The sequence below is a fragment of the Pseudothioglobus sp. nBUS_23 genome (assembly GCF_051201565.1).
In the GTDB taxonomy this organism is placed as follows: Bacteria; Pseudomonadota; Gammaproteobacteria; order PS1; family Pseudothioglobaceae; genus Pseudothioglobus.
On record NZ_CP179200.1, the window covers coordinates 54,933 to 80,980 of the forward strand.

Consider the following 26,048-nt stretch of genomic DNA (forward strand, 5'->3'; position numbering starts at 1 on the left):
AGCCGATGGATGGCAAAGAATTATTTTTAATGATTGAGGCAATCTCAAATGAAAAGAATATCACCAAAGAGGATGTTCTGGAATCTTTGGAAGAGGCGTTAGCGGTTGCAACGAAAAAGCGCAGCAATATAGAAGTACGTGTTGAGGTTGATAGGCACACAGGTGAGTTTAAAACTTTCAGGCAATGGCAGGTCATTGAAGATGGAGAAGAATTTGTTGATGATGATGGAAACATGTTTGATCCTGAGTTACACATATATCAGGCTGATGCAAACGGATTGAATGTAGATGAGTTTGTTGAGGAGCCAATGGAGTCTCTTGAGTTTGGAAGAATTGCAGCCCAGGTGGCTAAACAGGTCATTATTCAAAAGGTTCGTGAGGCAGAGAGAACGGTTGTAGTTGATAACTATTCCGAAAGAGTTGGCGAAGTGGTGATGGTGACTGTTAAGAGAGTTGATCGAGGAAATGTCTATGTTGATATGGGCGGAATTGATGGCATGATTTCAAAATATGACCTGATTCCTAATGAGTCGATAAGAAAAAATGACCGTCTGAGAGCCTTCATTAAAGAGGTCAAGTCAACGCCACGAGGCGCACAAATTTTCTTAAGTAGAACTGCTAATGACATGATGGTTCAACTATTTGAGATGGAGGTTCCTGAAATCAGTGAGGGAGTTATTGAGATCAAGGCTGGGGCGAGAGATCCAGGCCTTCGTTCAAAGCTCGCTGTGAAAGCAAAAGATAAGCGTATTGATCCGATTGGCTCCTGTATCGGCATGAGAGGGGCAAGAGTGCAGGCTGTTTCTAATGAGCTTAATGGTGAGCGCGTTGATATCATTCTTTGGGATGATGATCCAGCACAATTTGTGATTAACGCTATGGCTCCTGCAGAGGTGAGTTCAATTGTTGTGGATGAAGACAAAAGATCTATGGACATTGCTGTCGAGGAAGATCAGTTAGCGCTTGCTATTGGAAGAGGTGGCCAAAATATCAAGCTTGCGAGCAAACTCTCAGGATGGAAGCTTAATGTCATGTCTTTAAATGACGCTGATGAAATGCAAGCTCAAGAGATTCAAAAAACGGGCGAAAAACTCGCTGAAAAACTTGGTGTGGATGCAGAGGTGGCCGGCGTTTTGATTGATGAGGGATACACCAGCTTAGATGATATTGCTGAGGCAGAAGCTGAGACTCTCTCAAAGATTGAGGAGTTTGACTCTGAGATGGTTGATGAGCTCCAAGAGAGGGCTCAGGATGCTCAGCTCGTCAAAGCTCTGAATGATGCAGAGGCTACTGAATTATTACTAGGGGTTGAGGGAGTAGATGATTCACTTGCGTCAGCACTTGTTGGCGCTGAAATCAGTACCGTAGATGATTTAGCAGAGCTCTCAATTGTTGAATTATTAGAGATTCAAGATATTGGAAATGACAGTGCATCTGCTGTTATCATGGCAGCCAGAGAAAAAGAGGGCTGGTTCGACTAATCACTCAGGATAGTTTTAGTAATCGATACTCAAATATAGGTAGGAATATGGCACATACAGTTGAAACTTTATCAAAATTACTTAGAAAGTCGCCTGATCAGGTTATTACTATCTTGTCAGCAGCAGGAATTGATGGAAAGACTGCAGATTCAAGTATTTCTGCTGAGGAAAGACAGGTTTTAATGTCGAGTTTGAGCAAACGATCTGCAACAAAGTCTAGTATCTCTGTTTCCAGAAAAACTACAAAGCCTTCCTCAAGCGCCTCCACTGGAGGAGTAAAAATCCAAGTTAAAAAGAAGCGCGAAGTTCCTCAAACTAACCAGTCGATAGAGGTTGATGATGCAGCTGTTTTGAAAGCCAAAGAGGCTCTAGAAGCAGGCAGAATTGCTGAGCAAAAAGATGAAGAGCATGACGCAAAGCGAAACGATATGGTTCGCCAACAAAAAATTAAAAATGAAGAATTGCAAGCTCAGAAAACTTTAAAAGAGCAAGCTGAGAAAGAAGAGAAGGAAAAAAGAGAAAAAGAAAAGATTGAGGCTGATAAGGAAAAAGACAAGAAGAAGGGGCCAAAGAGACTAAGATCTGCTCCAGAGACTGCGCCGAAAAGAAAAGAGCTTCATGTTGCAAAGCACAACCCGAATAGAAAGCTTAAGAAGAAAGAGAGAACTCAAATATCTCAAAAAGTTCAAGATGAGCAAGCACAACACGGCTTCCATATGCCAGTTGAGCCAATCAAGCATGAGATACTGATACCGGAACAAATTAAGATCTCTGAACTTGCCCTCAAGATGACTACCAAAGCTGGAGAGGTTTTAAAAGTTATGATGGGTATGGGTGTCATGGCAACTCTGAATGATGTTATAGATCAAGATACAGCAATCTTAGTGGTAGAAGAGATGGGCCATACTCCTATCGCTAGTAATGAGGAAACTGTTGAAGATACCTTAATCCAGGATGATATTGATGATGCAAAGTCAGTTCCAAGACCTCCGGTTGTGACCATTATGGGTCATGTTGACCACGGAAAAACCTCACTCCTTGACTATATTCGAAAGTCTAAAGTAGCCTCTGCTGAAGCAGGTGGCATTACTCAGCATATTGGTGCTTATCAGGTTGAACAAAAAGGAAGTTTAATAACGTTTATCGATACTCCAGGCCATGCTGCATTCTCTAAGATGCGCCTAAGAGGAGCTTCAGCAACTGACATTGTGATTTTAGTTGTTGCGGCTGATGACGGCGTAATGCCGCAAACTATTGAATCTATTAAACATGCAAAAGACTCTAATGTGCCTATTATTGTGGCCATTAATAAAATTGATAAAGAGGGAGCTGAAATCGATAAGGTTAAACAAGTTCTTTCAACACACGATGTGATTGCCGATGAATGGGGCGGTGATGTCTTAATGGTTGGCGTTTCAGCGCATACGGGAGAGGGCATTGATGAGCTTTTGGAAAGTATCACATTGACAGCTGAGATGGCTGAGATTAGCGCAGTTTCAGATAAGCCTGCAAGCGGCGTTGTCCTTGAAGCCAGGCTAGATAAAGGGCGAGGAAAAGTGACAACAGTGCTCGTTCAGTCTGGAACACTTAACAAAGGTGATATTGTTATTGCAGGGCTGGAGTTTGGCAAGGTCAAGCAAATTATTGATGATCAGGGTAAGCCAATTAATAAGGCTGGACCTTCAACTCCGGTTGAGATCTTGGGTCTCTCAGGTGTTCCTGATTCAGGCGCAGAGGTTCTGGCTGTAGAAAGCGAAAGAAAAGCGAAAGAAGTTGCTGAGTTCAGGAAAACAAAAGATCGTGAAACGAAACTTCAAAAACAACAAGCAGAGAAGATGGATAACTTCTTTTCAAAAATGGAAGATGGTGAAATTTCAACAGTTAATGTTCTCATTAAGTCTGATGTGAAAGGCTCAGCACAGGCACTAGTTGAGGCGCTAGAGGAGCTTTCAACTGACGAGGTAAAAGTAAAGGTGGTTTCTTCAGGCGTTGGAGCCATAAACAATACCGATATTTCTTTGGCCAGCGCGTCTGAGGCAATCGTTCTTGGATTTAACGTTAGAGCAGATGCAGTTGCTAGAAAAACTGCCGATACTGAAGGCGTTAAGATTGAGTATTACAGCATTATTTATAACCTGATTGATGATGTCAAGGCCATTATGGGTGGAATGCTTAGCCCAGAGCTAAGCGAAAACATTATTGGAATTGCAGGCGTTAAGGATGTGTTTAGGTCTCCTAAATTTGGTGATATTGCTGGTTGTATGGTTGAAGAGGGTGTGGTTAGGAAAGACAGTCCAATTCGTGTTTTGAGAGATAGCGTTGTTATTTACGAAGGTGAATTAGAGTCTCTGAGACGCTTCAAAGACGATGTTAAAGAGGTTAAATCTGGAACTGAATGCGGAATTGGCGTTCTCAACTATACTGATGTTCAGCCAGGAGACCAGATTGAGGTTTTTGAAAGAATTGAGAGAGCTCGCTCACTGTAGGGGTAAAAACTAGGTGCCAAAACAGCCAAGCTTTAGAGCAGACAGAGTGAATGAGCTGATCAAGCGTGAGCTCATAATGCTTCTTGCAACAGGCACGAAAGACCCTAGATTGCAAGACGTTATCATTACAGATGTTGATGTTAGTAGAGACCTAACCAGTGCCAAAGTCTTTTTCTCTGTTGATGACAACATGCACAAGAGTGTCGCTCAATTGCTCAATAAAGCGGGCGGTTTTTTTAGATCATCTCTGTCTAAATCTTTAGACTTGAGACACACTCCCTCACTAAGCTTTATTTATGATACAGCCCCAAATACTGGAGCTAGAATGGATGACCTATTAAGAAAATTGTGAATTCATAGCCTTATGTCAAAACGAAATAAGAAAGGTAGAGATATTGATGGAGTTTTGATTTTAGACAAAGCATCTGGACAGAGTTCAAACAATGCATTGCAAGAAATAAAGCGCTTATTTGGAGCAAATAAAGCAGGACACACTGGAAGCCTTGACCCGTTAGCAAGTGGCCTTCTTCCAATCTGCTTGGGCCAGTCAACTAAAGTAGCCCAATTCCTACTTAATGACGATAAGCGATACTTTGTAAGAGGCAAGCTTGGTGAAATAAGTGATACTGGCGATTCAGAGGGCCAGATAAGCCAATTTGGCTCCACACAGGCGATAGATGAGGCTGTTATTAAGGATAGTCTAAAGAACTTTACAGGTGTAATTAGTCAAATACCACCGATGTTCTCTGCCCTTAAAAAAAATGGCACGCCATTGTATAAACTTGCAAGAAAAGGCATAGAGGTTGAAAGAAAGCCAAGAGAAGTAAGCATCTATGAAATAGAGTTCATTAGCATAGAAAACGATATCTTAACCCTAGAAGTGTCTTGCTCAAAAGGTACCTATATTCGAACTTTAATAGAGGACATTGGAAAACATCTTTATTGCGGCGGCCATGTAATCGAGTTAAGAAGGATAGGTTTTGCGCACTTAAATATTGGCCAAAGCAAAACCTTTGAGGAGATAAAAGAATTGAGCTTGGATGAGTTAGATAGTCTTCTAATTGGGTCGGACGAGATGATTCCAAATTTGCAGTCGATACATTTAGACAATACTCAGACAGCAGACATCAAGTGTGGCAGAAAAATACAATGCAGTGAGCTAAGTACCCCTCAAAAAGTTAAACTTTATGATGTACATAAAAGATTTGTTGGTATCGGAGAGAGCAACACCTCCTCTGAGGTTTTGCCAAAGAGACTGTTTGTTTAACGTTTTTATTTTATTTTATTTAGGAAGATAATGAAAGTTTTAGTTATTGGTTCAGGCGGAAGAGAGCATGCGATTGCTTGGCAATGTGCTCAATTTGATGAGGTAGAGCATGTTTTTGTAGCTCCTGGTAATGCAGGAACTGCTCTTGAAAGCAAAATATCTAATATTGGTGTTGAATCTGAAAATATTTCTGGGCTTATTTCTTTTGCTAAAGAAGAGATGATAGATATTACTATAGTGGGACCAGAGGCTCCACTAGTCCTTGGAATTGTTGACCAGTTTAAAGATGAAGGGCTTGCTATTTTTGGGCCTTCGAAGCTGGCTGCTCAACTTGAGGGATCAAAAGCGTTCTGTAAAGATTTTTTAGAGAGAAACAATATACCTACTGCATTCTATAAGGTCTTTACTGAAACCAAGTCAGCGATAGAGTATGTCAAAGAGAAAGGGACGCCTATTGTGATTAAAGCGGATGGCCTTGCCGCTGGAAAAGGCGTGATAATAGCCACTTCACTCGAAGTAGCAATAAATGCAATCAATGATATGCTTGAGGGCAACAGGTTTGGCGAGGCGGGCTCAAGAGTTGTCATTGAAGAGTTTTTAGTGGGGGAAGAAGCAAGCTTTATAGTGATGGTTGATGGAAAAAACATACTGCCTATGGCAACATCACAGGATCATAAGGCTAGAGATAATGGAGATATGGGTCCAAATACAGGCGGCATGGGGGCTTATTCTCCAGCTCCAGTCGTCAGCGATTTAGTTTATGAAAATGCCATGGAGAAGGTTATAAGGCCAACTGTTGACGCTATGAAAAATGAAGGGATGCCGTATACTGGGTTTTTGTATGCGGGCCTTATGATTGATCAGGATGAAGGCGTTAAGGTTCTTGAGTATAACTGCAGGTTCGGAGATCCAGAAACTCAACCTATTATGATGAGGCTTCAATCCAATTTAGCAAACTTATGTCTTCTAGGGGCTAGGGGATTTTTGGCTAATGTAACAGCTGAATGGGATAGTCGATCATCTTTAGGAGTGGTTATGTCAGCAAAGGGGTATCCAAATTCATATCAAAAGGGAGATTTAATTTCTTTGCCCGGATTATCATCGAACGCAAAAGTTTTTCATGCGGGCACAAAACTTGATAACGAGAAAATACTCAGTAATGGGGGCAGGGTATTGTGCGCAACATCTCTTGGTAAAGATTTGAAAGATGCCCAAAACAGAGCGTATTCTCTTGTCAATGAGATCGATTGGGATGGAAGTTATTTTAGAACCGATATTGGCTTTAAGGGCCTCTAGAGTGATTAAAGGATGCTAGTTATTGGAGTAGATGAGGCAGGTAGAGGGTCTTTAGTTGGCAGTGTGGTGGCAGCTGCGGTTGCTTTTCCATCGGGGCTATTGATTGATGGACTGACCGACTCCAAAAAGCTATCTGAAAAAAAAAGGGAGGCGCTCTATGAGCAAATTACTAGTGAGTGCCTCTGGTCCATTGGTCAATCGAGTAGCTATGAAATTGACCAAATTAATATTTTAGAGGCCACAATGCTGGCCATGAAAAGAGCGGTAGATAAATTAAAGACAGAGCTAGCAAATAATAGTCAAATTACTAGTGTTCTTGTTGATGGGAACAGGTGCCCTGATATAGAAAACTGTAGGGCCATTGTGAAGGGCGACTTAACTGTGCCAGCCATTTCAGCTGCATCAGTCATTGCCAAGGTAACTAGAGATAGGCAGATGGTGAATCTCGATCAGGATTATCCAGGATATGGTTTTGCAAGGCATAAGGGCTATGGAACCAAGGCCCATCTTGAAGCACTTAAAAATTTGGGCCCAATTGAAGGGCAACATCGTTTTACTTTTGCACCAGTAAAAAAATTAATCAGATCCTAACTCATAAAGCTGCTGGTTAAGCTCATTCTGTTTAGCCTCCAGTTCAGCTTTTTTAGCCTCCAGCTCAGCTCTTTTTTCAGCCTCAGCTTTTTTCTTGTTGTCGCGCTCAATTTCCTTAGCAGGCCTTGCCATTAGATAGTTAAAGAGCTTGACAACTTTTTTAACATTTTTTGCCTTGCTGGCTATATTTGTTGCGTGCTCAGCCTCTCTTTTTGTAACTGAGCCCATCAAATAAACAACGCCTCGTTCTGTAAGAACCGAGACATGGCTTGGGTGGAAGACTTCTTGGTCAAAGAATAAAGTTTCAATTTGAACAGTAATAACACCATCTTTTGCTCTATCTAAATAACTACTATTTGGCATTACCTCAACTTCATTGATGAGCTGTTTAATTTTTGAAGATTTGCTTTTGACAATGCTTTCAAGGTACTCTTTTGCGTTTTCAGTTGGAGCTTCACCAGTAATTAAAACAGCTTGGTTATAAATATTAAAGTTAACATGCGCATCTTCTAGCATGGGATCTTTATTGACCATATTCCCTAAGTCCATATATAGAGTTTTGTCATCTAATATTTCGCCCATAGTTCTGCGATCATTGTTCATTGTAGCGACCGTAGTTACTGCAGCAGCGCCTTGGACTATTGGTGAGCAAGAACTAAGGATTGAAGAAGAAATAATGATTGCACAAAGAAAGAGAATTTTTTTCATATTGGCCTCTAATTTATTGAACTGCAAGGAAACAATTAAGTTATATTTTAAATCAGATTCTATTAAGGCCCAAACAGAAATATTAATTTAGATTGTGCTTTCAATTTATAAAGCATAATATTAACACTCCTAGGATTTAAAAAAATTATGACTACTCTATGATTGGATTGCTTTATATTGTTGCGACGCCCATTGGGAATTTAAGTGATATTACTTTTAGGGCGGTTGACATTCTTAAAAATGTTGACTTTGTTTTATCCGAAGACACAAGACATAGCAAAAAACTGTTTGATCATTATGAAATTAAATCTCCTTTAAAGGCATTCCATGAGCACAATGAAAATGAGAAGGTCAATGGGATTATTAGTGCGATTAATTCTGGCCAGTCAGTCGCACTAATTAGTGATGCAGGCACGCCTCTAATAAGTGATCCTGGTTATCAACTCGTATCAGAAGCTAAAAAAATAGGAATTAATGTAGTGCCCATTCCAGGCCCTAATGCAGCAATCGCAGCACTATCCTCTTCTGGAATCGCGAGCAGTAGCTTTGCCTTTTTTGGGTTTCTGCCATCAAAACAAACATCAAGATTAAAATTTTTAAAATCTAAAAAAAATCTTGATGAGACTATTATTTATTATGAATCTCCTAAAAGGATATTATCAACACTCAAGGATATGATGGATGTCTTTGGAGAAGATCGAAGGGTTTGTCTAGCAAAAGAGCTTACAAAATCATTTGAAACAATTCTTAATGATAATTTACCAGCTTTAATTGATTATCTTGAAAGTGATTCAAATCATCAGAAAGGTGAATTTGTGATTTTAGTCTCACCTGCTGATAAAATAGAACTTGACGAAGCCAATGTTGAGCTTGAAAAAATCTTGCCTATTTTATGTGAGGAGATGGGAGCTTCAAAAGCTGCCAAACTAGCATCTAAAATTACTGGGCTAGATAAAAAATATTGTTATAAAAAAGCGATAATCCTATGAGTAATTTCTATAAACGCCATATTTTTTTCTGTAATAACATTCGAAATGATGGCAAGCAGTGTTGTTCAGAGAATGGGGCAAAACAGATGTATCGTTATGCCAAAGATAAGTGTCGTGCTAATGGCTCATTGGGTGTTGGAAGGCTGGGGGTAAGTGAGTCAAGATGCCTGGGTCGATGTGAAAATGGTCCTGTGGCAGTGGTTTATCCTGATAATGTTTGGTATCAATATATTGATGAAGAGGACATTGACGAGATATTTGAATCGCATATGGAGAGCGATAAGATTGTAAATCGTTTATTGATTAAATAAACGAGCTCTCTAATCCAGTTTTTTAATTGCCTCAAGAATATAAGGCTTTAAATTGCTCGCCATCACTTTTATGCCTTTGGCGTTTGGATGCTTGTAATCAGCTAGAAGCATATCTTTCTCTAGCGCAACTCCCTCTAATAGAAACGGCATCATGATTAGGCTATATTTTTTTGAAAGCTCTGGATAAATGCTATCAAATTCTAATTGGTATTTAGCCCCCATACTCTCAGGCGACTTCATGCCAGCCAGAACAACAACTGACTTATTCTCGACAAATTTATTAATGATCTGTTCAAGATTATTACCTGTCAGTGATGGGTCAAGGCCTCTCAGCATGTCATTTGCACCAAGACAAAGGATTACAATGCTAGGCTTATCGCCAAGTGACCAGTCAACTCTGGACAACCCATTTTTAGAGGTGTTTCCTGAGATGCTTGCGTTGATAAACTGGATTGGAGGCTCATTGTTTTTAAAATTCCTTGTTAATTCGGAGGTCAAATTTTCTGTTTGAGACAAACCGTAGCCTGCCATCAGGCTATCGCCATAAAGCATAATTTTTATAGGGTCTTGTGCATAAACATTAGTGAATAATAATGTCATTATTAGCCCCATAAATAATGATTTAAACGCGTGCTTTTTTGAGATAATCATGCGCTGAATTTTATATTAGAATTTGAAATGAATGCATCAATACAGTTCAATAATGTTTCACTCAGTTACGGTGATATTGCCGAGGAAGTTGAAGTTTTAAAGGACATTAGTTTTTCAATTGATAGCACTGAGGTTGTTTCAATTGTTGGCCCTAGCGGATCAGGCAAAACTTCAATTATTATGCTCGCATCTGGTCTTGAGAGTGCAAGCAAAGGCTCAATTCAAATTAATGGCAAAGAAATTGTCGGCCTAAAAGAAAAAGAATTGTCAGAGGTAAGAAGGAAAAACATTGGCATTGTTTTTCAATCCTTTTATTTGATTCCTAACCTGACTGCTGTGGAGAATGTTTTGTTATCTCTTGAAGCGAATCAACAATACAGCTTAGAAAAAGATGCCGAGAATCTTTTGGGAGAATTTGGCCTCTCACATCGAATGCACCATCTGCCAAGTGAACTTTCTGGGGGAGAGCAGCAGAGGGTTGCAATAGCCAGAGCACTCATAAACAAACCCAAAATCATTTTGGCTGATGAGCCAACAGGTAATCTTGATAGCGTTAATTCAGAGAGTATGATCGACTTGCTTTTTGAGTACACCAAAAAAAGTCATACCTCTCTTATCATGGTGACTCACGATAGTTCAATTGCAAAAAGATGTGATCGAATTATAGAAATTAGGGATGGCCAGATTGTTTGATATTCAGCAATTCAAATTAATCAATAAATACGCCTTAAGGGATTTCTCAAGAAGCTATAAAAAGCTATGGGTAGTTACCTCAACTCTATTTGTCAGTCTGCTACTTCTTTCACTAACGTTTTCAATTAAAGAGGCGCTCAATAGCGAGATAGAAAATAATTCTAAGGAGCTTTTAGGTGGTGATATTCAAGTAGATAGTGATATAGATCCACTTCCTGACGCAGTTATTGAGCAGTTTAATGAGCTTGGAAGGGTCAGCGCAACCATTGAGTTTGCCACCATGCTATCCAAGGAAGGCGAGTCGCCGGTATTCACTGAGCTTAGGGCAGTTGATAATAATTATCCACTCTATGGAGAGATTGAAACAACCACCCAGGGAGCTTCCAAAAAAATATTTTCTAGTACTAAAAATCCAGCCGTCTTAATTAATGAGAGCATCCAGAAACTGCTCAAAGTCAATGCTGGTGATGACATTATTATTATGGGCCAAAAATTTGAAGTTGCCGGGCTTGTCTCATCTGTTCCAGACCTTGCTGAGAGCGCTGTTTTTGGTGAATTTGCAATTATCAGCATGGACAGCTATAAAAAATTCGGGCTGAGCTCGGGGGGCAGCTTTCTTGACCATAAGTACAGAATTAAGTTTAATAATTTAAATGATATTCAAGAGCAAGAGAATACAATTAAGACTATTGTTGCCTATGATGATAGAATCCAGACCCGCCTTCCAGGCCAGAGTGGGCGAAGTCTAAGTAGGGTTATAGATAACTTTTCAAATTTTTTAAATTTAGTTTCTGTGAGTGCTATGGTCATAGCAGGAATTGGTATTAGTAATACACTCTTGTCATTTATAAACCAAAACAATACTAGCATAGCAGTCAAAAAGTCTATTGGTTTTCCTTCCAGCTTTATTCAAACCATGTATTTTTATGAAATCATGTTGATTTTGATTATGACCTCAGTTATCGCATATCTGATAGGTGTTTTTAGTCCATTATTGGCGAATGAGTTTTTGCCGGAGGCTCTGGGAATCGATTTGCAGCCTTCATTTAGTGTTTTGGGCTACCTAAACATTTTCTTTATTGGCCTTCTGGTGGTATTAATTTTTTCTATTCCATCTTTATATTCGATTAGTGAGATTAAAGCAGCCTCCTTGTTCCGAAATACATTTAATCCTGTCAGCTTAAATTTCTCATTGAAGAATATTCTATTGTTAACTATTTTGGTATTGGTCCTGACCACGTATTTTGTTTCTCAAACCAATCAGAAGCTTTATACAGTTTTTTACTTCGTCTCTTTTTTTGGCACCATGCTTATTTTTTATGGAGTGTCGCGATTGTTAATTGCTTTGATCAAGCGCATTTATAAATTTTCAAATAATAGTTACAGGATAGCCTACAGAAATATTGTAGCAAAAAAATCACTTGCACCAATCATGACAATTTCTCTAGGAATTGGGTTAACTCTTCTACTCACGCTTAGTTTTGTCGCAAACAATTTGAAAAAAGAAATATCAGATAGCATTCCATCTTTGGCTCCAGATTTATTTTTTGTCAGTATTGACAGAGATGTTAAAGGCGATCTTGAGTCCTATATAAAAGAAGTTGACCCAAGCGCTGAGATTGAATTTAGTCCAATGGCAAGTGCATCCTTTATTTCACTTAATGGAACCCCCATTGAAGAGATTGTCTCTAATAACAATAGATCAGCATGGGTAGTTAGGGGTGATAGACGAATTTCTTGGTCAGAGAAACCAAAGCCCGATAATCCAATAGTGGAAGGCCAGTGGTGGGAGCCGGGTATTGAGGATGAGCTTTTCATTTCAATGGATAGCAGGGCTGCCTATGATCTTGGTATGAAAATTAATGACAAGATAGTTCTGAATATATTAGGTCGAGATGTCACTGGAACAATTAAGAATTTCAGAGAGGTAGACTATAGGGATATCTCAATTAACTTTGCTATCATCATCAATAAAGCCTTTGCAAATAAACTGCCATATGAGTATGTTGGAACTCTAAAGTCTGGACTACCTTCAAGTGAGATTTTGGCTATGGTGGTTGAAAAATTTCCAAATGTTTCAGCAATCAAGATTGATAGAATTCTGAAACAGGTCAGTGAAGTTTTAAATAAAGTATTCATAGCTGTTACAGCTATATCGCTGATTGTTATTATCGTTGGTTTAATAGTTATTGTGAGTGCAGTGTTGGTGCAGACCACATTCAGGAGATATAACAACCTTATCTATAAGATACTAGGAGTTGACTTTCCAACCATACTGAAGGCTATGACAATGGAGTTTGCTGTTATCTATGGCACTTTAATATTTTTTGCACTTTCAGTAGCAACAATTAGCTCTTACCTAGTGGTAGAGAACGCACTGCAACTTACTTGGTACTTTGACTTTGGTCTTGCCTTGTGGATACTTGTTTCAACAGCAGCAGTTTCGTTTTTGCTCATAATGCTTGCAAATCGTAGCATTTTTAGCCCAAAGGTCTATCCACTCATCCGGAATGAGTAATACTTTTTAATGTTTAATTAAGCCTAGAGAAATGCAAGTAGTTTTTGATTAAGCGCCTGAACTTTTTCTTTAAGGTCGCTCACTCTCGAATTATTCTCAATGATATCGGTTGGAACATGTTCATTGAGTTTAAGGCGCTGCTCTCGACTTGCTTGAGCAAGCAACATCGTTTTTGCTTTTGCTGAGTCAATATCATCTCTTTCCATGAGGCGCTTAATTTGTGTTTCATTTTCACAGTCAACTAAGATAGCTCTATCAAATGGTCCCCAAAGTTCTTTCTCAACAAGAAGAGGTATCACAACTATCATTACTCCCTCATGACAGTCATCCATCATTGCTTTCATTTTATGAAGAATCCTTGGGTGAAGGATCTGTTCAATTAATGCTCTATTTCTTCCTTTTTTATAGAGGACATCTCTTAAGTTTTTGCGATCAAGCGAGCCATCACTCAATAGAATTGATTTACCAAAAGTATCAACTAATTCCTGGAGGCCCTCGGTGCCTGGCATCACAACTTCACGTGAAATGATATCAAGATCAATAATTTTGCATCCATGAATTTCAAGTAAGTCGCTGACTAAACTTTTGCCTGATGCAATGCCTCCAGTTAGAGCTACTTTTAGAACTTTGCTCGTCATATAATTCTGAATTATTGATACTAATATCCAAATTTTATAACGAAATGAGGCTGACACAGTCCCAATGATATTTTTATTGCTCTATTTTGCTAATTAGCTTGACTTTTGGAGCAAATATTTCGATAATAAGCGCTCTTTTTGGTTATGTAGCTCAGCTGGTTAGAGCACAGCATTCATAATGCTGGGGTCGGTGGTTCAAGTCCACCCATAACCACCATATCCCATAAGGCTTTCAGCCATTTCACTTAAATCAAAATAATGCTCCAGTACACACTCAGTACACAATAGGACTAAAAAACACCCCTTTTCTACACCTCGCTTAAGTCCAAATAATTAGATAAATAATAATAGTTAAATAAATAGAGACTAGTAACCGTTGGTTTGAAGTGTATATAACCGATGGTTTAGATAAATACTATGAAAAAAGTACCATCCCTCGCATATATATACTGACTTTGAGGTACGGGGGGGGAGCCCCTCTCGACATCGGAGATAGATATATACACCCTCCCTCACACATCAAACGAAATTTGGACTTTAGTTCTAATTGACATATAATTTTAGTATGAATTTGACACCAGAAATGCTCTTTGTTATTTTTTAGCCGCGCATAATTTTTTGAATACGTGGTTTAATGGTGGTAGCCATAATTAGCCCAACAGTCAAGCCCAATGGCAGGGCTGCGGTAAAGGCAGATTTCCAAGCACTGAAGTAGACTGTCATATCAGCAATTCCAACGTTACTTAAGGTGGTCATAGTTACCATGACTGATTCCATCACAATACCCATCATGACACCAATTAACAAATTAGTTTGCAGCTTGGATAGATTCGGCCAAAGGCTGGTAACTAACTTTTCGAACAGAGTCATCATAATGATACCAACGGGTGCCATCACTAGCATAGATAGGGCAAAACTCTTTAACCATGCCAAGGCGAAACTATCGCTCAAGCCAATATTCATGTAGGTCATTACCCCAGTTAGTGGACCACCAATAAACGTCATCATTGTTGCGATGATTGCTACTTTCTTCCATATTAGCGTTTTATTTGCACTTGTGTTCATAGTAAATCCTTAGATATTTAACGACTTATTTGATAAAAGACTTAGATTGAAAAAGCCTTCCTTAAAGTAATGGAAGGCTAATAAAAAAAACTAATTAAATCTTTGCAAAATCGCCTAACTGATCTCTATAAAAATATAGAATATAGGCAGCTAAAACCCCAAGCATGACAGGTGCAAATGCTCCAGGCATGCTTAACGCAATGTGAGTAATAAAACCTCCTATCATGGTGCATACAAGAAGTGCCGCTCCAAAAACTTGTTTATTTGGTAGCCATATCAATACAACTGCAGTAACTTCGATTAAACCTGTTACATACCTGAACCATTGACCCCACCCGATCAGCTCATACATACCAACCATTTGCTCAGCACCTATAATTTTGAAAGCGCCCGCACTTAAAAAAGCCAGTGACAAAAGAATTTTTACAAGCGGTATTAAATATTGATTTAGTTTATTCATAATTTACTCCTATGATTTATAGAAAAAACTCCCTAAAAAAAAGTCGTTTTATTTTTAATTAGCGCCTTTATTCAGCCAGTGATGTGATTTTTAATGAAGCGTGATTAACGCCAGCATTCTCTCTACTTTCAATCATATTAGGCTCTTTTAATTTCTTATCCTCGATTGAATTCATTTCGACAACTGTATATACATTACTTTCGTTGCCCTTTTCATGGCCATAGGCTAAAACTTTAACGTTATTTTTTTGTCTCATAGCCTCATTAGATTCGAATGCTTTCTTCCAGACCTTGTAACCTTTAGTAACTTCAAAATTTGATATTACTATCATTTTTCTCCTTTATTTTGAATAGCAGCTCCTTGAACAGGAGCTGCCTGTGAAAAGACTTTAATTTTCACTTTTTTCAAACATCGCCGCTTTGTCAGCATCAGTTTTTGCCGCATACTCTTCTTCAGTTAACATATGCCATCCAATACAATCTCCAGTAGGTGATCTACCGCAACCACATGTACCATTTTCTTTTTTAACGTTATCCATCATTTTTTCCTTTGAATTGTTAGATTATTGCCAGCTTTTGACTTCAGTGCTGGCGACTGATTAAATAACGCCTCTGCAGATTATTAGCGTTTAGTCATTGAAATAAAATTATAATCATTTATAATTTGCAATAAAGTCACTATTAAACAAATTACTATTACATATTATGAAACAATACTCTTTAATCGAATTAGAAACTTATCAGGCTGTTGTTGAAGCCGGAAGCTTTAACCTAGCTGCCGACAGATTGAGCACAAGCGCTGCAACTGTGAGTCGTCGCATAAGCACCCTAGAATCAGCTTTAGGTGTTAGATTACTGAATCGTACGACTAGAAATATAAATCTAACAGAAGCTGGTGAGCAATATCTTGATGATGTTAAAAATATCTTAGAAAGCGTAGAGATCTCAGAAGAAAGGATTGGGGAAGGTAAAGCAGAAGCAAAGGGTGAATTACGAATTGCTGCTCCACTTAGTTTTGGCATAAAACACTTATCTCCAGTACTACCATCATTCATGAAGAGCCATCCAAATATAATCATCAACTTGAAACTAGAAGACAGCCAGACTGATCTTCAAGCTGAAGGAATAGATATAGCGCTTCGAGTTACTCAAAATATTAAGGATTCATCCCTTATTGCAACTCCCTTATGCTCAATTCCCATAGTAATTTGCGCCTCACCAGACTATATCAATAAACATGGCAAACCTAAATCTATAAATGATATTCAAAAGTATAATTTTCTTGGATATAGCTTAGCATCGAATAACCTTAAAACTCGACTTGGTTCAAATTCTGATCCTCGAATTGGCTTTGTGGCAAATAATGGTGATGTCATAAGGGAGGCTGCAATTAATGGTTTTGGCATTACTGCACTTCCATTATTCTTGATTGAAGACGATTTAAAAAATGGAAAATTAGTAACAATAATCGACAATCAAGTTAAACCTGAAACACTATATGCCGTTAGATTGTCTCGAAGGTTTACCCCAACAAAGGTCAAAGTGATGGTTGATTATTTAAGAGATACCTTTAAAGACTAAAAAACATTCAAAAAATAAACTTCTCGAGCAATTAATCGATAAATTATGGCATTACTAAACTGAGTAATTTCTTTGACTTGTTTGAGATTTAAATATGACACTTTTCGTACTCCTTTGATGATTAAAAAAAGGATATTACCAACCTGGGTAAATTCTATTTTGGTTCAATGCTTTTTTATCCCTCGCATATATATACTGACTTTGAAGGTACAGGGGAGCCCCTCTCGACATCGGAGATAGATATATACACCCTCCCTCACACATCAAACGAAATTTGGACTTATAATCCTTTTATGAGATTCGCACTTTCAAATAATGAGCGTATTGAACCTACCAAAGGAGCAAAGGGGGTCTGTCCTAGTTGTGGTTCTGAACTAGTTGCTAAGTGTGGCGAAATCAAAAGACATTATTGGTCGCATAAGAAGAAGTGTGATGACCATTGGTGGGAGAATGAAACAGAGTGGCATCGCAATTGGAAGAATAACTTTCCTAAAGAATGGCAAGAGATAATCCAAAGAGATGAGAGTGGTGAGAAACATATTGCCGATGTTAAAACGAGTTCGGGTTGGACAATTGAATTTCAACATTCACCAATTTCTAAAGAAGAGCGCGACTCAAGAGATTACTTTTACAATAAGCTGATATGGGTGGTTGATGGAACAAGACGCAAGACTGATATTAAGCAGTTTGAAAGTTTAGTTCATCACGCACATCCCCTCATTTATCCTGAATTTCCCAAAGATTACAGGTTAATTAGAGAATGGGGCTCTAGTCAGTCATTAGTATTTGTTGATTTTGGAGCTGATGAGCTATGGTTAATTAATAACAATGATTGTATTAGTGCTTTTTCAAGAAATTCTTTTGTTGAAATGATGAATGATTCTCGCTCAGATGAGGTTAATATAAAACTACTAGAGCCAATTCAAAAACAAATTGATGAAATAAAGGCTGAACAAGAAAAGAATAGAAGAGAGCAAGAAGAAAAAGATAGGATTAGGGAGCAAGAACTCATTGAAGAAGATTTAAGAATAAGAAAAAAATATAACATGAAGGATGATGAAGAGTGGTTTGAAGGGTCGCTCGGAATTAAAATATTTAAGCGTTATGGAGAAAAGATTGTATATAGAAGACCTAAGCCAAAAATCCCATATGTCATAGGAATTTGTAGAAATAGATTTCATTATTTTGACACCAAGGTTGCCTCATCAATTCTAAATAACTATGAAGAGGTTATGAAACAATTAGACTACACCGATGAACAAATTGAAGATGAGTTTGATATTAATGTGATACCCAAAACCATAGATGTAAAGAACTGGACTGAATGGAAAAATCTAATGGAGCAATTGAAACAGAAAATTGGTAAAAAATAAAAAACGAAATTTGGACTTTAGTTCAAGTTGATATACAATCCTAGTATGAAGAAACTTCTATTAACAATACTACTAACTTTCTCATCATTATCATTCGGTGCTGATGAGTATCAATATGAAGCTGTTGTAAATCCAAATGAAATGGGTGTTTATCTCATAGACCAAGTTAATGGCAAGGTGAAATTCTGCCAAGCAGTTTCAGGAGAAGCCCAAATGCTTACAGGTTGTACTCCTTGGAGTGGAGAATATGGACTAACTCCAAATCCACTTCAGCAAGAACTTCTTGAAATGATGAACCAATAGTATGAAATTAATCGCACTAATTATTGCTGGTTTAGGTGGAATGCTAGTTTGGTATGGTGGAGGTGGATTTGAAAATACTCAAGTGCCTCATTCCATTGGCATACAATATATGACGCTTGGAGGCGGTTTCTTATTTGGCGGACTTTTTCTGTACGCCTATATTGATAAAAAGAAATAGATAAATAAAGGGCTACTGCTTGGTTACTAAGGACACTTTCCTAGTCGAGTAATACCATCACCCCACTAGCCAAATACGAGCCCCGTATAGTGGCCTAATTAGACCACTTTCCACAGGTTTCCATACATAGCAAATCATCTATTCCTATCGATCATTTTTTTAATAATGAATTCGATTATTTTGTTCTCAGACCAACGAGAAGTTCTTTCAGATAATTTAATCTGCTTTGGGAATTTATCCTCTTTCATAAGTCTATAAATCGTAGCAGTACTGAGTAGTGTTATTTCCTTTACTTGTTTCAATGTGAGTAGTCTCATAGTTCTCCTTTTTGTTATGGAAAAAAATGGAAGAGTGTAAAGTAATAATCCTTTCATATGGGCGTTTGACGGCAATTCACAGTACACTTTTCCAATACACAATAAAGTGTGTATCGAGTGTGTATTGAGTGGGGTACGGAAAATTTCCATTCAGCGTATCTTTAGCACCATGTCTTTCCAATGGCGGAAAGATAGGCGCTTCAAAAGAAGCATTTTAAAATCCCTATAAAGGAGATTAGATGGAAAGATTAAAGACGTTGTTAGATACACACCAAGTAGCTGAGAAGTTTGGTATTGAGTCAAAGACCTTGGCAAATGCGAGAAGTACAGGAGTTGGAATTGGTTCGATTCCTTTCGTGAAGTTTGGGCAAAACGGAGCAGTCCGTTATAGAGAGTCCGATGTATTAGATTACATTGAGGCCAATACTTTTAAACACACAGGAGAAGTAAAGTAATGAGTAGTAATACAAAAAAACCCCCTCAGTCGGCTAGGACTCAGGGGGCTTACAGTAAAACTTTCAGCAAGAATGATACCATACTCAACGCCCTTGTTGAAGGCTCTCTAACGAGGTTTGACGCAGAGCAGTTAGGTGACCATTGTCTACCATCAACTATATCGGCTCTTTCAAATCAGCATGGTTTGGAATTTCCTCGAAGATGGATTAAAGTTCCAAATCGCTTTGGTGGTGAGACTCTTTGTAAGGAGTACACAACTAGCGATGAAGACAAAATTTACATCAACAAGTACTTGGAGGTGTTGGATGGCTAGTATGAGTAGAGCAATGTTGGAGCGTGGCATAACGCCACCTTCCGCTTTTGTTTATGATGGTAAGATTAAAAGGTTCAAGAATGAGGGCGATACCAAAGCTAATAGTTGGTATGTTGGCTTTCAGGATGGAGACTTTCAGTCAGGTGCTTTTGGCTGTTGGAAGTTAGATATTCACGAGGACTTTTGTAATCGTGATACATCGTCTTTCACTCCTGAAGAAAAGAAAGCCTTTGCCATAAAGCAAGAGGAAGTAAGACAGCTTAAAGCCAAAGAGAAAGAAGATAAACATCAACAGGCTGAGAGAGATGTCAATGAAAGATGGGCAAAAATCGATCAAGTTGATTCACATCAATATCTTTCAGATAAAGGTGTCAAGTCTTATGGCTTAAAGGTTGAAAAGGACAATTTGGTTGTTCCTATCTTTAATGCCGATGGAGAGTTGGTCAATCTTCAAACCATTTCACCAAGTGGTGGTAAATATTTTGCTAAAGGTGGAAAGATAGAAGGCTGTTTCTACTTGATTGGTGATGTTGATGAACATCTTATTATCGTAGAAGGAATGTCAACTGGAGCCAGTATCCACGAGGCTACTAAGTTGGCTGTGGTTGTTTCATTTAATGCGGGTAATCTTTTGCCTGTAGCTAAAGAAATGACTTCCTTATACCCTCATGCTTCAATCATTGTTGCGGGTGATGATGACCAGTTCAATGATGTCAATACAGGTCTTATAAAAGCCTCTGAGACAGCGAAGCATGTTGGCGGATTTGTTTGTTTTCCTCACTTTGAAGGGTTAAACAAGAGTCAAAGATTGACAGACTTTAACGACCTTCATCAAGAGCAAGGTTTGATGGAAGTTAAGAAGCAAATCTATAAGGCAATTCATAGTAACGCTAGAACACCACAACATGAATCTGTAATTGTCTATGGTAGTTTTTTCAAAGCCATGAAACATCTTGATGGCTCTGAATTAAGACTTGTGTTTGACGCTATGATGAACTACGGCTTGTATGAAAAACAATCTAAGTTGCCTGACAAACTTCAATCTTTATTTGAATTAATAAAGCCTCAGATTGATGCCAATATTAAAAGGCGCATCAATTCTAAGAAAGGTGGAAGAAAGCCAAATAAAGAATAGTCTATAACCAACGGTTAGCTAATTGTTAAACCAACGGTTAGCTAACTGTTAAACCTAAAGTAAAGGTAAAGGTTAAAGCAAAAGTAAAAGTAAAAGTAAAAGATAAAGTTTAGTAAATACCATAAAGAAATATTTGGTGTTTTATCTTGTTGTAATCTTGGTGTTTTCGGAGTCCATAAAAAGGGAGTTTAGTGACACCATAAAAAGGGGTTTTCGTACGCCATAAAAAAGGGAGTTTTCGGAGACCATAAAAAAAGGCCTATGTCATGGATATTTAAGGTGTCTCCTGTCCGTATTATTGTAGCCTTCTAACAAGTAGGTAACGACTTCTTCAATCACAGCATCTTGTCTCGTTGTCCTGTAATCTTTTGGATGTCCTTTGTAGTCAACATGGATGTAATGTTCAAGGTTAGCCCATTTGATTTGGTTACTCGATTCCTCTGTGTGGTATTCAGTAGGAATTGTGTTGACATGAAGCATTCTTACTAAATGACTATATGCTCCAGTTTCTTTAAGCCAAATCCATTTACCTTCAAGGTCACCATTGATACAATCTTTTTCAATAAGTTGGTCATATAACATCTTGGAAAACTCAGCCTTAAAGGGTGCCTCTTCAACATCTCTCAAGGCAGTATTTTCTTTAATATATCCTAAGCCTTTTGCCCACCCAATAAACTGCTCCTTGTCTATGTCGATAGGTACAACAATGTGATTATGAAGTTCGTTTTCCGACATATTAGAACGCTCTTGACGGCTGAGTTGTCTTTTTTTGGTTTTGAACTCTCTTTCAACCCACTTCCATTCATCATAGTCTCTACCACTTTCGCCTAGCCCACCTTTTTCTATGAACCCATCTTCATCTTTAAAATTAGTGGCATTCATATCCCATTGCGCAATATATCTTTTTTCAATATCAGGACAGAGACCTAGAAGAATATAAAAACCTTCATGTTGATATAGGGTTTGATGTCTATCAAGAAGACTTAAATCAAAAGAGGCCTCTTTGAAAACTTTTAATAATCTTTCAGAAGTGCTCGTTCTCCTATCCATCCTTTGCCAGTTATCGATGTTGTAAATGTCTTCGATATATAAGGCTCGTTTATCTTTCTTTGGATTGATAAAGTGAGGGTTCTTTTTCTTGTGCTCAAAATCCCTCAATCTTTCAGCAAGGGATGTAAATGAAGGCATATCATCATTCTCAAATTCTCTTGGGTCTTTGATTATTAAATCTTCTTTGACCCAACCATGGCTAATATAAACAACTTCCCATGATTCTTGAGTTAAGTCCTTATGGGGTTCTAACTCAGTATCTAATTCAAGCAACTGCTCAAATAGAGGAACTTCATCGACACATATTTTATGAAGTCTTTTTCTCTCTTTACGAGAGGCTTTGACCTGTGCCTCAAACTCCTTAATGAGTTCTTGTTTTCTGTCCTTTGCTTTTTGGGTGAACTGATACTTCATTTGATGTGACTCCATAGTTCTGCCTCGATCAAATTCATAGGTTCCCTGAGGTCTTCTAATTGAATGATTATGTAGCGCCCTGTAATGTCTTTTGGGTCTTTGTGATTGATGAGTTTCTTTAGGTTGTATGTTGAGAAAACAACTCTACTTGCTGTAGTTTCAAAAGTCCTTCTAAGGTCGTGTAAGTTGAAATAACAACCCGCTAAATCTCTTGCTCTAGCCATTTGTCTTTTTTGTGGCGGTGACAAATGAGTGTTTGGTTTCTGACCTTGGAATACATATGGATTGTCAGAGCCATCTTTACGCCTATCGAGTATCTCTAATAAAGTTTTAGTCAATGGAAGGGCGTGTGTTTCGTGGTTCTTGGTATCTTCAATAACAAAAGAATTGTCTCTAAAGTCTATGTCTTCCCACTTGAGTTCTAATGCTTCATTTCTTCTTAATCCTGTAAACAAAATAAAGATAAACAAGTCTCTAACAACCTCGGCACTATTCTTCTTAACTGAGTTCTTCTCATGCTCAGGTAGTGACATAATTCCTTCATACCATTGCTTTAATTCGTAGTTATTAACTAGGCCTTGTCTAACCTTTTCTCTATTCCAAGACTTGTTATGAGAGATTCTTTGAACAGGATTGTGAATAAAGAGGGGTTCTCCTTTGCTATCTTCATATTGACCATGAGCATAATTAAACAAAGCCCTTAGAACTCTCATTGTAGTGTTTGCTCTTGTTGGTGATTCTTTGAACTTACCAAGTCCATAGGTGATGTCTCTATGTCTTTGCTCCACCATGTTGCGTGTAATATCTGCTATCGGTTTATGTTTCCAATCACCTAGATATATATTTAGAGCAGACCTATAGTTTTCAACTGTACTTTCCTCTATCTTAGTTCCTCGGCTTCTAATGTAATCATTGAAGACTTGTTGAAGGGTAATGCTTTGCTTAGAAACTAAATCACCTTTAACTTTATTTGGGTCAATGCCTTTATCGATATTAGAGAATGTTCCCTGTGCTTGTGTCCTAGCCTGTGGAATTGTCATTGAAGGATAGTAGCCTAGAGTGACATAAGAAGCGTTTTTCTTTCCCTTTAGTCTTTTGCGAACTATAAAAGCCTTAACCCCTAGATGGGTGACTCTTAACGATAAGCCTTTAACTTGTGTGTCACCGTAAGCAACTTGCCCATTGCTAGGTATTTCAATGTTGTCTAGTGCTTTGCGTGTAAAGTTAATCTTCATGATACTAACTCCAGTACACATCCAGTACACAGATGTGGGTTATATTGAGTTATACTAAAATGGATGTCTATGGAAGTGTTCATCTCTTTAAACCTATGTATAATAGGATGTTTATGGACATACCAGTATTATATAGGAAATAAAGGATAATAAAGTAAATTAAATTCATAATGCTGGGGTCGGTGGTTCAAGTCCACCCATAACCACCATATCCCATAAGGCTTTAAGCGATTTCACTTAAATCTAAATATTAGACTGGTACTCAACTGGTACTCAAAGAAACGATTTTCGATACCTTTTCTACACCTCGCTTAAGTCCAAATAATTAGATAAATAATAATAGTTAAATAACTAGAGACTAGTAACCGTTGGTTTGAGGTGTATATAACCGATGGTTTAGATAAATACTATGAAAAAAGTACCATCCCTCGCATATATATACTGACTTTGAAGGTACGGGGGGAGCCCCTCTCGACATCGGAGATAGATATATACACCCTCCCTCACACATCAAACGAAATTTGGACTCTTTTTGAGCTATAATTTAGCCTTTCTAAATTTCTATTCACACCCCCTAATGAAGAAAATTTTATTTATTTTTGTGCTGTCTTTGTATTCAATTCAAGGATTTGCATCATCATGCCCTGATGGCAGTGAGCCAATCAAGAGTGTTTCTGATGATGGAAGTTATTATGTTTTTAACTGTGTAAATAATAACGTTCTCTCAGGCAAACCCTACACGAATTTATCTGAAAACGATGGTCCTTGGTCAGGTCCTATGATTGAGATAACGGAGAATACATTAATTAATGGTCCAACTCCAGGCAGGTATTCACCATTTTTGAAAGATACTGGTCGTCAACGAGGTGGACCCCAACATTGGACTGGAGATTTCAATAATGATGGCTACGTTGATTTCATTTATGGTGGAGCCGTTGATGATGCGAAATATAATTTAATATACTCAAACAGAAAAGGAATCAACAATGCTACAGACATCGATGATAATGACCCAGTAGGGCAATTCTATTCGTGTGGCAAGAAGGCTTGTATTACTCCAAATATGATGCCTGAATTGTTTCTTGGGCATGCTGATGGAATTTGGAAAAGAAGTTCTTATCTTCTTATCGATAAGCGCAAAGATGCAGGCATACGTGGTGGCAAGCCCGCTGTTGCTGACTTTAATGGTGACGGTATCCAAGACTTCTGGTTTTATGATGATAAAGCAGACGAGAGCGGCCACGCATCTTCTAACAAAGTTCGTTGGAGAGGCTTTCGTGACAGTTACTACTTGTCTCAATCTAATGGTACCTGGTTAGAAAGTTCTGATACACATCTAAACAAAGTCATTAATGATTTTGGCCATGGCGGTCAAGCAGGGGATATCAATGGTGACGGTTGGATAGATATGTTATCTACAACAGGTGGTAAACATGTCGATTGTTGGATAAATATTGGCGGCGGTGTAATGAAATACCGCAAATGTATCGATGGTGCGGGGGCATATATTGTTGAACTTGCTGATTTCGACGGCGATGGTGATTTAGACATGTACACTCAGCAACAAGAAAACGCAAGTCAACCTGGACACCCAAAGATATCCTGTAACGATGGTAATGGTTGGTTCCGTGTATGTAAAGATATGTCAGTATTCACTGATGGAGATTACGATTGGGTTGGCTCAGTCGGTGCACGTTCATGGGACTTTGACAATGATGGTGACCAAGATATCATACTTATGCGTTTTAGAAACTTGTATGTTGGGGTTGCAATGGAGATTAAAGAAAATCTCGGTAATATGAACTTCAAGTCAGATTTGACTATTCTTTGGGACCCTATGACAAAAGAAGAGCATGCTGAGTTAAAAACTGAGATTAATTGGGCAAATAAGTACTTTACATTGAAACTACATGATGTAAATGATGATGGCTTAATGGATGTTATATTTTATGATGGCAAATCTGGCAAGTATGACAATGCAATCTGGTTAAACAAAGGAAATCTCAAGTTTGAACTGATTAACAAGAACCAGCCAGACAATCCTATGGTACAGATCAAAACTCAACAGACAAACTATAAAGAAACTGCAGGTGAAGAAATAAAACAATTAATTGAAAATTATAATGGTGAAGTGGTTAGAGTTGGTGAAGTGGCTAATGAAGAACAACCAAAAGAATTATCTTTTCTTGAATCACAAATCAAATTATTAACCGACCAAAGAAGATTACAGGTCTGTAGCGCCGTCTTTAGTGAGTTGTTTGGAGGTGAATACTACAAAAGAACAAATAAGGACACTTACTTTTTTGTCTCTCTTGATAGTAATGGTAAGGATTGTCATTATGAGTGGTCTACTAATGAGATGACAGCATTCGAACAATGCGAAGAGAATACAAAGGCTATTGGAAAATGTACTATCTATGCCATTGGCGATACTGCTGTTTGGGGGAATCCCAAACTGTATGAAAATTTAAGAAGTCAATAATTATTCCTTCGCATATATATACTGACTTTGAGGCACGGGGGGAGCCCCTCTCGACATC

General features: G+C 38.2%; 28 protein-coding genes and 1 tRNA gene. 19 read left to right on the forward strand and 10 right to left on the reverse strand.

The features are described 5' to 3' along the window. Positions 1 to 5 precede the first annotated feature (5 nt). From nusA to ACMAZA_RS00315, 6 genes are read left to right on the forward strand one after another with little or no spacing between them, the layout of a single operon-like run. Positions 6 to 1,481 (forward strand): transcription termination factor NusA, encoded by a 1,476-nt coding sequence (gene nusA / locus ACMAZA_RS00290; protein ID WP_435189015.1) that lies wholly within the window; start codon positions 6 to 8, stop codon positions 1,479 to 1,481. Positions 1,482 to 1,528: 47 nt separating this feature from the next. Then, positions 1,529 to 3,967 carry a translation initiation factor IF-2 gene (gene infB, locus ACMAZA_RS00295; RefSeq protein ID WP_435189016.1) on the forward strand — a complete coding sequence of 813 codons (2,439 nt, stop codon included), beginning with the start codon at positions 1,529 to 1,531 and terminating at the stop codon, positions 3,965 to 3,967. A gap of 13 nt (positions 3,968 to 3,980) precedes the next feature. Further along, the gene (gene rbfA / locus ACMAZA_RS00300) at positions 3,981 to 4,319 is read left to right on the forward strand and encodes a 30S ribosome-binding factor RbfA (protein ID WP_435189017.1); all 339 of its coding nucleotides are present in this window, start codon (positions 3,981 to 3,983) and stop codon (positions 4,317 to 4,319) included. Between the two features lie 12 nt (positions 4,320 to 4,331). Then, complete coding sequence (gene truB / locus ACMAZA_RS00305) at positions 4,332 to 5,234, forward strand: tRNA pseudouridine(55) synthase TruB (protein ID WP_435189019.1); 903 nt, start codon at positions 4,332 to 4,334, stop codon at positions 5,232 to 5,234. Between the two features lie 30 nt (positions 5,235 to 5,264). Then, on the forward strand, positions 5,265 to 6,530 hold the full coding sequence (gene purD, locus ACMAZA_RS00310; protein ID WP_435189021.1) for a phosphoribosylamine--glycine ligase: 1,266 nt from the start codon (positions 5,265 to 5,267) through the stop codon (positions 6,528 to 6,530). Positions 6,531 to 6,542: 12 nt separating this feature from the next. Beyond that, positions 6,543 to 7,121: a ribonuclease HII gene (locus ACMAZA_RS00315; RefSeq protein WP_435189022.1), complete on the forward strand. Its 579-nt coding sequence runs from the start codon at positions 6,543 to 6,545 to the stop codon at positions 7,119 to 7,121. On the opposite strand, the gene ACMAZA_RS00320 is transcribed toward ACMAZA_RS00315, so the two are convergent. Continuing rightward, positions 7,107 to 7,829: a BON domain-containing protein gene (locus ACMAZA_RS00320; RefSeq protein WP_435189024.1), complete on the reverse strand. Its 723-nt coding sequence runs from the start codon at positions 7,827 to 7,829 to the stop codon at positions 7,107 to 7,109. The genes ACMAZA_RS00315 and ACMAZA_RS00320 overlap by 15 nt on opposite strands. Before the next feature lie 158 nt (positions 7,830 to 7,987). Here ACMAZA_RS00320 and rsmI point away from each other — a divergent pair, with 158 nt between their 5' ends. Then, positions 7,988 to 8,818, forward strand: a complete 831-nt coding sequence (gene rsmI / locus ACMAZA_RS00325; protein ID WP_435189025.1) for a 16S rRNA (cytidine(1402)-2'-O)-methyltransferase — start codon at positions 7,988 to 7,990, stop codon at positions 8,816 to 8,818. Further along, positions 8,815 to 9,129, forward strand: coding sequence for a (2Fe-2S) ferredoxin domain-containing protein (locus tag ACMAZA_RS00330; RefSeq protein ID WP_435189027.1), 315 nt, complete (start codon positions 8,815 to 8,817; stop codon positions 9,127 to 9,129). Before rsmI ends, ACMAZA_RS00330 begins: the two co-directional genes overlap by 4 nt. A gap of 9 nt (positions 9,130 to 9,138) precedes the next feature. Here the strand turns inward: ACMAZA_RS00330 and ACMAZA_RS00335 are convergent, their stop codons facing one another. Then, positions 9,139 to 9,729, reverse strand: a complete 591-nt coding sequence (locus ACMAZA_RS00335; protein ID WP_435189029.1) for an arylesterase — start codon at positions 9,727 to 9,729, stop codon at positions 9,139 to 9,141. A 78-nt stretch (positions 9,730 to 9,807) separates the two neighbouring features. Here ACMAZA_RS00335 and ACMAZA_RS00340 point away from each other — a divergent pair, with 78 nt between their 5' ends. Beyond that, positions 9,808 to 10,473, forward strand: a complete 666-nt coding sequence (locus ACMAZA_RS00340) for an ABC transporter ATP-binding protein (protein WP_435189030.1) — start codon at positions 9,808 to 9,810, stop codon at positions 10,471 to 10,473. After that, positions 10,457 to 12,991 carry an ABC transporter permease gene (locus ACMAZA_RS00345; protein ID WP_435189032.1) on the forward strand — a complete coding sequence of 845 codons (2,535 nt, stop codon included), beginning with the start codon at positions 10,457 to 10,459 and terminating at the stop codon, positions 12,989 to 12,991. The genes ACMAZA_RS00340 and ACMAZA_RS00345 overlap by 17 nt, the downstream gene beginning before the upstream one ends. A 23-nt stretch (positions 12,992 to 13,014) precedes the next feature. Here ACMAZA_RS00345 and coaE read toward each other — a convergent pair whose 3' ends face one another. Then, entirely contained in the window at positions 13,015 to 13,629 is a 615-nt protein-coding gene (coaE, locus tag ACMAZA_RS00350) for a dephospho-CoA kinase (protein WP_435189034.1), read from the reverse strand. A gap of 140 nt (positions 13,630 to 13,769) precedes the next feature. On the opposite strand from coaE, the gene ACMAZA_RS00355 reads away from it, so the two are divergent. After that, a tRNA-Met gene (locus tag ACMAZA_RS00355) sits at positions 13,770 to 13,846 on the forward strand. Positions 13,847 to 14,229: 383 nt separating this feature from the next. Here the strand turns inward: ACMAZA_RS00355 and ACMAZA_RS00360 are convergent. The 4 genes from ACMAZA_RS00360 to ACMAZA_RS00375 all read right to left on the reverse strand — a co-directional run bounded on the left by ACMAZA_RS00360 (position 14,230) and on the right by ACMAZA_RS00375 (position 15,695). Beyond that, the gene (locus ACMAZA_RS00360) at positions 14,230 to 14,637 is read right to left on the reverse strand and encodes a DUF2798 domain-containing protein (RefSeq protein WP_435189036.1); all 408 of its coding nucleotides are present in this window, start codon (positions 14,635 to 14,637) and stop codon (positions 14,230 to 14,232) included. A 151-nt stretch (positions 14,638 to 14,788) separates the two neighbouring features. Further along, positions 14,789 to 15,154, reverse strand: coding sequence for a DoxX family protein (locus ACMAZA_RS00365; RefSeq protein WP_435189038.1), 366 nt, complete (start codon positions 15,152 to 15,154; stop codon positions 14,789 to 14,791). Between the two features lie 67 nt (positions 15,155 to 15,221). Further along, positions 15,222 to 15,485, reverse strand: a complete 264-nt coding sequence (locus ACMAZA_RS00370) for a hypothetical protein (protein ID WP_435189040.1) — start codon at positions 15,483 to 15,485, stop codon at positions 15,222 to 15,224. A 57-nt stretch (positions 15,486 to 15,542) separates the two neighbouring features. After that, positions 15,543 to 15,695, reverse strand: coding sequence for a hypothetical protein (locus tag ACMAZA_RS00375; protein ID WP_020026592.1), 153 nt, complete (start codon positions 15,693 to 15,695; stop codon positions 15,543 to 15,545). 163 nt (positions 15,696 to 15,858) lie between these two features. On the opposite strand from ACMAZA_RS00375, the gene ACMAZA_RS00380 reads away from it, so the two are divergent. The 4 genes from ACMAZA_RS00380 to ACMAZA_RS00395 all read left to right on the forward strand — a co-directional run bounded on the left by ACMAZA_RS00380 (position 15,859) and on the right by ACMAZA_RS00395 (position 18,588). After that, positions 15,859 to 16,734 carry a LysR family transcriptional regulator gene (locus tag ACMAZA_RS00380; RefSeq protein ID WP_020024810.1) on the forward strand — a complete coding sequence of 292 codons (876 nt, stop codon included), beginning with the start codon at positions 15,859 to 15,861 and terminating at the stop codon, positions 16,732 to 16,734. Between the two features lie 293 nt (positions 16,735 to 17,027). Further along, entirely contained in the window at positions 17,028 to 18,107 is a 1,080-nt protein-coding gene (locus ACMAZA_RS00385) for a competence protein CoiA (protein WP_435189042.1), read from the forward strand. Positions 18,108 to 18,152: 45 nt separating this feature from the next. Further along, the gene (locus tag ACMAZA_RS00390) at positions 18,153 to 18,410 is read left to right on the forward strand and encodes a hypothetical protein (protein WP_435189044.1); all 258 of its coding nucleotides are present in this window, start codon (positions 18,153 to 18,155) and stop codon (positions 18,408 to 18,410) included. A 1-nt stretch (position 18,411) separates the two neighbouring features. Beyond that, entirely contained in the window at positions 18,412 to 18,588 is a 177-nt protein-coding gene (locus ACMAZA_RS00395) for a hypothetical protein (RefSeq protein WP_435189046.1), read from the forward strand. 134 nt (positions 18,589 to 18,722) lie between these two features. Here ACMAZA_RS00395 and ACMAZA_RS00400 read toward each other — a convergent pair whose 3' ends face one another. Then, on the reverse strand, positions 18,723 to 18,905 hold the full coding sequence (locus ACMAZA_RS00400; RefSeq protein WP_435189048.1) for a helix-turn-helix transcriptional regulator: 183 nt from the start codon (positions 18,903 to 18,905) through the stop codon (positions 18,723 to 18,725). Positions 18,906 to 19,144: 239 nt separating this feature from the next. Between ACMAZA_RS00400 and ACMAZA_RS00405 the strand changes: the two genes are divergently transcribed. Genes ACMAZA_RS00405 through ACMAZA_RS00415 form a run of 3 tightly spaced genes read left to right on the forward strand, consistent with a single transcriptional unit; the run spans position 19,145 to position 20,809 of the window. Then, on the forward strand, positions 19,145 to 19,360 hold the full coding sequence (locus tag ACMAZA_RS00405) for a helix-turn-helix transcriptional regulator (protein ID WP_435189050.1): 216 nt from the start codon (positions 19,145 to 19,147) through the stop codon (positions 19,358 to 19,360). Beyond that, positions 19,360 to 19,674 (forward strand): hypothetical protein, encoded by a 315-nt coding sequence (locus tag ACMAZA_RS00410; RefSeq protein WP_435189051.1) that lies wholly within the window; start codon positions 19,360 to 19,362, stop codon positions 19,672 to 19,674. Before ACMAZA_RS00405 ends, ACMAZA_RS00410 begins: the two co-directional genes overlap by 1 nt. Continuing rightward, entirely contained in the window at positions 19,667 to 20,809 is a 1,143-nt protein-coding gene (locus tag ACMAZA_RS00415; RefSeq protein ID WP_435189053.1) for a DUF6291 domain-containing protein, read from the forward strand. Before ACMAZA_RS00410 ends, ACMAZA_RS00415 begins: the two co-directional genes overlap by 8 nt. A 264-nt stretch (positions 20,810 to 21,073) precedes the next feature. Here ACMAZA_RS00415 and ACMAZA_RS00420 read toward each other — a convergent pair whose 3' ends face one another. Continuing rightward, positions 21,074 to 22,273, reverse strand: a complete 1,200-nt coding sequence (locus ACMAZA_RS00420) for a hypothetical protein (protein WP_435189055.1) — start codon at positions 22,271 to 22,273, stop codon at positions 21,074 to 21,076. Beyond that, a complete protein-coding gene (locus ACMAZA_RS00425) occupies positions 22,270 to 23,508 on the reverse strand; it encodes a tyrosine-type recombinase/integrase (protein ID WP_435189057.1) in 1,239 nt (412 codons plus the stop codon). The genes ACMAZA_RS00420 and ACMAZA_RS00425 overlap by 4 nt, the downstream gene beginning before the upstream one ends. Before the next feature lie 577 nt (positions 23,509 to 24,085). Between ACMAZA_RS00425 and ACMAZA_RS00430 the strand changes: the two genes are divergently transcribed. After that, positions 24,086 to 25,990: an FG-GAP repeat domain-containing protein gene (locus tag ACMAZA_RS00430; RefSeq protein WP_435189059.1), complete on the forward strand. Its 1,905-nt coding sequence runs from the start codon at positions 24,086 to 24,088 to the stop codon at positions 25,988 to 25,990. Positions 25,991 to 26,048 lie beyond the last annotated feature (58 nt).